6 protein-coding genes are annotated in these 7,668 nt (G+C 75.8%); 4 read left to right on the forward strand and 2 right to left on the reverse strand.

Going from position 1 to position 7,668, the window contains the following annotated elements; translation table 11 throughout:
* The first annotated feature begins 324 nt into the window (after positions 1-324).
* Positions 325-1,242, forward strand: a complete 918-nt coding sequence (locus tag ACSNOD_RS25640) for an endonuclease/exonuclease/phosphatase family protein (RefSeq protein WP_436769426.1) — start codon at positions 325-327, stop codon at positions 1,240-1,242.
* Between the two features lie 236 nt (positions 1,243-1,478).
* Positions 1,479-2,699 (forward strand): MFS transporter, encoded by a 1,221-nt coding sequence (locus ACSNOD_RS25645; RefSeq protein WP_436769421.1) that lies wholly within the window; start codon positions 1,479-1,481, stop codon positions 2,697-2,699.
* 39 nt (positions 2,700-2,738) lie between these two features.
* Here ACSNOD_RS25645 and ACSNOD_RS25650 read toward each other — a convergent pair whose 3' ends face one another.
* Complete coding sequence (locus ACSNOD_RS25650) at positions 2,739-3,098, reverse strand: hypothetical protein (protein ID WP_436769422.1); 360 nt, start codon at positions 3,096-3,098, stop codon at positions 2,739-2,741.
* A gap of 807 nt (positions 3,099-3,905) precedes the next feature.
* Positions 3,906-5,675, reverse strand: coding sequence for an NAD+ synthase (locus ACSNOD_RS25655; protein ID WP_436769423.1), 1,770 nt, complete (start codon positions 5,673-5,675; stop codon positions 3,906-3,908).
* A gap of 238 nt (positions 5,676-5,913) precedes the next feature.
* On the opposite strand from ACSNOD_RS25655, the gene ACSNOD_RS25660 reads away from it, so the two are divergent.
* Positions 5,914-6,747 carry a DUF998 domain-containing protein gene (locus tag ACSNOD_RS25660; RefSeq protein ID WP_436769424.1) on the forward strand — a complete coding sequence of 278 codons (834 nt, stop codon included), beginning with the start codon at positions 5,914-5,916 and terminating at the stop codon, positions 6,745-6,747.
* Positions 6,744-7,655, forward strand: a complete 912-nt coding sequence (locus ACSNOD_RS25665; RefSeq protein WP_436769425.1) for an alpha/beta fold hydrolase — start codon at positions 6,744-6,746, stop codon at positions 7,653-7,655. The genes ACSNOD_RS25660 and ACSNOD_RS25665 overlap by 4 nt, the downstream gene beginning before the upstream one ends.
* Positions 7,656-7,668 lie beyond the last annotated feature (13 nt).

Consider the following 7,668-nt stretch of genomic DNA (forward strand, 5'->3'; position numbering starts at 1 on the left):
GGCCTGGACCAGAGCTGGGGCGGGGGGCGGGGCGCACCGTACGTCTTCGGGCCAATGTGCTCGTTTCGTCACAGGGGCCCCCGCGGCGCCCGGTTCCGGAACCCGCGCCGCCGCGCGCTCCGTCCTGGTAGGGGACGGGCCATCCACGGTGGCTGAGAAGGCGTTGGTCATCACCTAGGGTCGTAGCCCGGGACCGGCGTGCGAGGAGCTGAAGGACGACACATGGCGCAGGCGTATCTGACCGAGACGGGGAACGGCGGCCCGCAGCCCGAGCGGGGGCGGTCCCTGGCCGGGCGCCTGGCGGGCTGGTGGCGGCCCGAGGGCATGTGGCGGCGCGGTGCCGTACTGGCGGCCGCGGCGGTGCTGCTCGCCGGGCTGATGGCCTTCCACGCGCAGGTCCCCAACACCGTCGGCAACCTCGGCAGCCTGCTGGAAACGTTCCTGCCCTGGCTGGGCCTGGGGATCTTCGTGATCCTCGCGCTCGCCCTGGTGCGGCGCTCCGCCACCGCGCTGGTCGCGCTGGTGCTGCCGGTCGCGATCTGGCTGAATCTTTTCGGCGGCCTGGTCACGGACAAGTCCGCGGCCGCCGGCGACCTCACCGTGGTGACCCACAACGTGAACGCCGACAACCCGGACCCGGCCGGCACCGCCCGCAAGGTCGCGGCGGCCGGCGCGGACGTGCTGGCCCTGGAGGAGCTCAAGCCCGCCGTCGCCGGCGTCTACGAGCAGACCCTGCGGGACACGTACCGCTACCACTCGGTGCAGGGCACGGTCGGCATCTGGAGCAAGTACCCGCTGACCGACGCGCGGCCCGTGAACATCCGCATGGGCTGGACGCGGGCCCTGCGGGCCACGGTCGAGTCGCCCAGGGGGCCGGTGGCCGTGTACGTGGCGCACCTGCCCTCGGTCCGGGTCAAGTTCCAGGCCGGGTTCACCGCCGGCCAGCGGGACGACAGCGCCAGCGCGCTCGGCCGGGCGATCGCCGAGGAGCCGATCGGCAAGGTGGTGCTCCTCGGCGACCTCAACGGCACGATGAACGACCGGGCGCTGGCGCCCGTCACCTCGCAGCTGCGCTCCACGCAGGGCGCCGCGGGCGACGGCTTCGGCTTCAGCTGGCCGGCCTCGTTCCCGATGGCCCGGATCGACCAGATCATGGTCAAGGGCCTGGAGCCGGTCTCCTCCTGGGCGCTGCCGGCCACGGCGAGCGACCATCTGCCGGTCGCGGCGGCGGTGCGGTTCTAGCTCTTTCGGGCAGGGCGATCGGTCGGGGCGAGTCGGGGCTTCGGCCAGGGCGTTCGGTCAAGGTGATCAGTCAGGGCGATGTGACGTGACCGTCACCCGGGATTCACGCGCGGGAAGAAACCCCTTGAGAGACTTTGTTCCGTAAGAGAACATACTCGTGCCCGTTCCCCCCACCGCGTCCCGGCGCGCGCCCCACGAACACCGCACGCGACGCCCCGCCCTCCGAAAGGTCTCTCATGCCCCTGGCCCTGCTCGCTCTCGCGATCAGCGCGTTCGGCATCGGCACCACCGAGTTCGTGATGATGGGCCTGCTGCCCAACGTCGCGGACGACCTGGGCACCTCCGTGCCCACCGCCGGCTACCTCGTCTCCGCCTACGCCCTCGGCGTCGTCATCGGCGCCCCGCTGCTCACCGCCCTCGGCTCCCGCGTCCCGCGCAAGCGGATGCTGGTGCTGCTGATGGCGGTCTTCACCGTGGGCAACCTCGCCTCCGCGCTGGCCCCCGGCTACGGGACGCTCGTCGCCGGCCGGGTGCTGGCCGGGCTGCCCCACGGCGCGTTCTTCGGGGTCGGCGCGGTCGTGGCCGCCCGGCTCGTCGCGGAGGGCCGGCAGGCGCGGGCCGTGGCCACGATGTTCCTCGGGCTGACCGTCGCCAACATCGTCGGCGTCCCCGCCGCCACGCTCCTGGGCCAGCACCTCGGCTGGCGCGCCACGTTCCTCGTCGTGACCGCGATCGGGCTGGTCGCCATGGGCGCGCTCGCCCTCCTCGTGCCCAAGCTCCCGCTGGAGCACCAGGGTGGACTCGGCCACGAGCTGCGCGCCCTCGGCAACCGGCAGGTGCTCCTCGGGCTGCTCACGGCGGTCTTCGGCTTCGCCGGGGTGTTCGCCGTCTACAGCTACCTCGCCTCGATGATGACCGAGGTCACCGGCTTCGCCGAGACCTCCGTCACCGTGGTGCTCGCCCTCTTCGGCATCGGCATGACCCTCGGGGCGCTGGTCGCCGGACCGCTCACGGACCGGGCCCTGCGGCCCACGCTCTACGGGTCCCTCACCGCGCTGGCCCTCGTCCTCGTCGCCTTCCACTTCACCGTGCACAACAAGTGGGCGGCGCTGGTGACGGTGGTGGTGCTCGGCGCGGTCGGCTTCATGACCACCACGCCGCTCCAGATGCTGGTCATGGCCAAGGCCCGGCACGCCCCGACGCTCGCCTCCGCGTCCAACCACTCGGCGTTCAACCTCGCCAACGCGGGCGGGGCCTGGCTGGGCGGCGTCGCCATCGCGGCCGGCTGGGGCTGGACGTCCCCCACGCTGGTCGGCGCGGCGCTGGCCGCGGTGGGCCTGGCGATCGCGGCGATCGCCGGCCTGCTGGACCGGGGCCCCGGGGAGCCCCGGGTGATCGCGGGCGCGCCGGCCGGCGCGTCTCCGGTGGAGCGCCTGGTGGGCGAGCGCGCGCCCTGACGCGGTCGGCGTGACGCCCGGTCGGGGCGTCACGCCGCTTCATGGCACGAACCGGCGCCGCCACCACCGCTCCGACGCGGGTGCGCCGGGGTCGGCGAGCGACCGGGACTCGTAGATCTCGTCATGGGGGCGTACGAGTGCCCGCAGCTCGCGCGCGGCCCGGGACGGGAGCCGCAGTACGGCGGTCTCCAGCAGGTCGCGCGCGGCGAGGTGCGGGTGGCAGCAGGCGTCGACGCCGCAGTCGTCGTCGCCGGAGCGCAGCGTGTGGGCCGGTCCGCGCACGGCCCGCGCCCAGAGCGCGAAGGCTCGCGCCACGTCGCCGTCGCCGAGCCCCTCGTCCGCCTCGAACCGCGCGACGGCCCCGGCCGACCCCCCGGACAGCCCGGCCACGGCGGGCACCCCCCGCCCACCTCCGCCGCTCCGCCTACGCGCCATGAACGTCCCTGCTGATCGCCATCCCCCATGCTGGCGGGTTGTGACCTCGGCCCACAACCGCGTTTCCGCGGCCGGATATGCCCGGGCGCACCCCGGGCCGCCCCGCGCCCCGCGCGGTGCTGAAGCGGTCGGCTCACCGCCGGAGGCGGCTGCCTTCCGTAAGGCTCGTGGGCGGCCCCGGAGGCATACGACTCGGCCGAAGGCCGCTGCGGTCTCCGGGCCGCTCCGCGCCCGGCGGCGGTGGGCGCGGAACGGGCTCCCGCCGCTGGCGGTCGCTGGCGCTCGGCCCGGCGGGCCCCAGCCTGCGTTTCGGCCGGAGGCCGGTGCCACCTCTGGAACCCGCGCCCCGCGCGGCGCGGGCAGTCCGCGGCTTCGCCCGGAGGCCGGCGCGGGCGCCGAGAAGCGGCTCTCAGCCCCGCGCGGGGGCGAATCACGCCGTGCCGCTGGCGGGAAGCGGCGTCCGGTGCGTCTGCCGGACGGCCGGTGCCTGCCCATGCGGCATCAGGGGAGCCCGGGCTCCGCTTCCGCGCGTGCCCGGGGCGCGGCCCCGGCCCCGCTGGGCCGGGTGCGGTGGCGTCTCGGCTGCCTGCACGCCGGCCGGGCAGCTCCGCGCGGCCCTCGCGAACCCGGGGCGCGGCCCCGCCCGTCCCCCAGCCGGGAGGCGGCAGCGGCTCCGCCCCGGGGCGGCGCGGGCGGGCGCCGCGGCGCCGCTCCGTGCGTTCCGGGCCAGGGCTGTGCGGCCCTGGCCCCTCGGCTCGCGCCGGTCCCCGTTCAGCCCCCGGCCGGGGCCACGTGTTCGCGCCAGCGGTTCGTGATCGGGAGGCGGCGGTCCTTGCCGAAGCCCTTCGCGGAGATCTTCGTGCCCGGCGGGTACTGGCGGCGCTTGTACTCCGCCGTGTCCACCAGCCGCAGCGTCCTCGCCACGAGCTCCGGGTCGAAGCCGGCCGCCACGATCGCGTCGCGCCCCTGGTCGCGGTCGACGTAGAGCTCCAGGATGCGGTCGAGGACGTCGTAGTCCGGGAGCGAGTCCGTGTCCACCTGGCCCGGGCGCAGCTCCGCGCTCGGCGGCTTGGTGATGGAGTTCTCCGGGATCGGCGGCACCTGCCCCCGCTCCTCCGCCGCCCGGTTGCGCCAGGCGGCGAGCCGGAAGACCAGCGTCTTGTAGACGTCCTTGATCGGCCCGTACGCGCCCACCGAGTCGCCGTAGAGCGTCGAGTAGCCCACGGCCAGCTCGGACTTGTTGCCCGGGGCCAGCACGATGTGGCCCTCCTGGTTGGAGATCGCCATCAGCAGCGTGCCGCGCAGCCGGGACTGCAGGTTCTCCTCGGCCAGCCCGGTCAGGCCCAGCGACTCCATGTACGCGTCGAACATCGGCGCGATGGGCACCGTGCGGAAGTGCAGCCCCGTACGGCGGGCCAACTCCGCCGCGTCCGTCCGGGAGTGCTCGGAGGAGTAGCGCGAGGGCATGGACACGCCGTACACGTTCTGCGCGCCGAGCGCGTCGCACGCGATCGCGGCCACCAGCGCCGAGTCGATGCCCCCGCTCAGCCCGACGAGCACGCTGCGGAAGCCGTTCTTGGCGGCGTACGCCCGCAGGCCCACGACCAGCGCCGAGTAGACCTCCTCCTCGTCGTCGAGGCGCTCGGCGTAGCCGCCGGTCAGCTCGGGCTCGTACGCGCGCAGCGGCTCCGCGGAGAGCGTGACGTGGTCGACCCGCAGGCCGTCGTCCACGATCCCGGACGGGACCTCGGCGGGCGCGGCCGGCAGATCGAGGTCGATCAGCACACAGCCCTCGGCGAACTGCGGGGCGCGCGCGATGACCTCCCCGTCGCGGTCCACGACGATCGAGTCGCCGTCGAACACCAGCTCGTCCTGGCCGCCGATCATCGCCAGGTACGCGGTGGTGCAGCCGGCCTCCTGGGCGCGCTTGCGGACCAGTTCGAGCCGGGTGTCGTCCTTCTCGCGCTCGTACGGCGAGGCGTTGATGGACAGCAGCAGCCCCGCCCCGACGGTCCGCGCCGCCGGCACCCGGCCGCCCTCCTGCCAGAGGTCCTCGCAGATGGCGAGCGCGATGTCGATGCCGTGCACCCGGACCACGGGGAGGGTCTCGCCCGGTACGAAGTAGCGGAACTCGTCGAACACCCCGTAGTTCGGCAGGTGGTGCTTGGCGAAGGAGAGGGCGACCTCGCCGCGGTGCAGCACCGCGGCGGCGTTCTGCGGGGCGCCGGCGGGCTGGCCGATGCGCGGCTGGGCCCGGTCGGAGCGGTCGAGGTAGCCGACGACCACGGGCAGCTCGCCCAGTCCCTCGGCCACGAGCCGCGCCGCCAGGGCGCGCAGGGCCTCGCGGGAGGCGTCCACGAAGGAGGAGCGCAGGGCGAGGTCCTCGACGGGGTAGCCGGTGAGCGCCATCTCGGGGAACGCCACGAGGTGCGCTCCCTGCTCGGCGGAGTGCCGGGTCCAGTGGACGATCGACTCGCTGTTCCCGGCGAGATCGCCGACGGTGGAGTCGATCTGGTTCAGGGCGAGTCGAAGTTGAGGCACGCGGTCAGTGTAATCGTCTCATTGACGCGATGTCTTTCCGGGGCGGATACGTCGCCCCTCCGGGCGGCGGGCGGGCCCGGGGGTGGACGCCCCTGGGGCGCTGCGGATGGGTCCCTGTGGACGGGCCCGTGTGTACGGGACCGGGGCCGGCGGTGGGTGAACCCGGCGGCCGCCGCCACCCGCGGCGCCGAGGCCCGCGAGCGGCCCTCGGCCACCCCCTGACTAGCATGGGCGCACTATGACCCGAGGCCCGCGGATCGTCCCCGCTCTCCTGCTGCTCGGCGCCGTCGCCTACACCGCCTGGGTGCTGGAGGCCGTGCTGACGACGGGCCTCGACCCCGTACGGAGCTACGTCAGCGAGTTGGCCGCCACGGACCAGCCGTACGGCGCGCTGTTCCGGACCACCGATCTGATCGCCGGGCTGCTGGTGCTCGCCGGCGCCGCGCTCGGCCTGTGGCGCGCGGAGCGCCGGCTGTGGGAGACGCTCGGCTGGGCCGGGCTCGCCCTGTTCGGCGCCGCCACCGCCGCCGACTCCCGGCTGTCGATGAGCTGCGCGCCGACCCACGACGCGGGGTGCGCGGCCCGCGAGGCCGCGGGCGACGTGCCCTTCGGCCACAGCGCGCACGCCGTCACCAGCTCCCTGGCCATGGCCGGCGCCCTGGTCGGGCTGATCGCGCTCACCCTGGCCGCCCGCCGCTACGGCGGTCGGCGGCCGGTCGCCCGGCTCGGCCCGGCCCTGGTGGCCGTGGAGCTGATCGCCACCGTCTGGACGCTCGTCTCCGTCGCCGCGTTCGAGGCGCGGGAGGGCACCTGGGCGCTCGGGCTGGGCCAGCGGCTCCAGGTCCTGCTGGTGGCGGTGTGGATCGCGCTCTTCGCCGTGGCGCTCCTGCGCGCGCCCCAGGTCCCCGCGGTGCCGGGCGGGGACCCCGCCGCGCCGACCGGCCCCGAGGACGGCCGCGCCGAGGACAGCCGCGCCGACGGAAGCCGGCCGGAGGGCGGCCGCCCCGAAGGAAACCGCCCCGGAAACCGGCCCGCGGCGAGCCGCCGGGCCGAGGCGAGCCGCCCCGCATGACCCCCGCCGCCGCGCCTCCGCCGCGCCCGCCCGGGCGCATGCTGAAGGTGCGCGGCGTGCCCACCCACGTGCTGTGCGAGGGCGCGGGCCCCGTCTGCGTGCTCAGCGGCGGCCTCGGCGCCAGCTGGTACGACTGGGACGAGGTCGTCCCGCTGCTCACCCCGCACCGTACGGTCGTCCGCTTCGACCGCCCCGGATTCGGCCTCTCCGCCCCCGACCCGGCCGGCGCGGCACCGACCGCCGCCGCCGAGGCGGACCGCATCGCCGGCGTGCTGGACGCGCTGGGCCTGACCGGCCGGCCCTGCACCGCGGTCGGCCACTCGATGGGCGGCTTCTACGCCGAGGCGTTCGCCCGGCTTTACCCCGACCGCGCCGCGGGCCTGGTCCTGCTGGACGGCAGCGTCGAGGAGCACCCCCGGCCCTGGCCGCTGCCCCGGCTGCGCACCGCCGCCGCCCGGCTGCTCGGTACGGCCGTCGCCGCGGCGGGGCTGCCCCGCGCCCTCGGCGGCGCGGTGCGGCGGCTGACCGTGCGCGCCGAGACCGTACGGCCGCACCCGCCCGCGCCCGGCGGCCTGGACACCCGCTGCTACCGCACCGGCCGGGTGCTGCGCGCCACCGTCTTGGAGAACGCCCGCTACCAGGACATCGCCGCCGAACTGGCCGCCCTGCGCGCGGCCCGTCCGCTGCCCGGCGGGCTGCCGGTGACCGTGCTGGCGGCGTACGACGAGAGTGGCGCGCCTCGCGAGCTGCGCTGGGTCGAGCGGCAGCGCGGGCTCGCCCGGACGCTGGGCGGGACCTTCCGGGTGGCCGCGCCGGCCGGGCATCTGGTGATGCTCGACAGTCCTCGGGACGTGGCCGAGGCGGTGCTGGCCACGGGCCCCGGGGCGGGGCCCGTGGAGACTGCGTGAGGGGGTTTCTGGC

Source organism: Streptomyces sp. URMC 123 (genome assembly GCF_051386515.1).
In the GTDB taxonomy this organism is placed as follows: domain Bacteria; phylum Actinomycetota; class Actinomycetes; order Streptomycetales; family Streptomycetaceae; genus Streptomyces.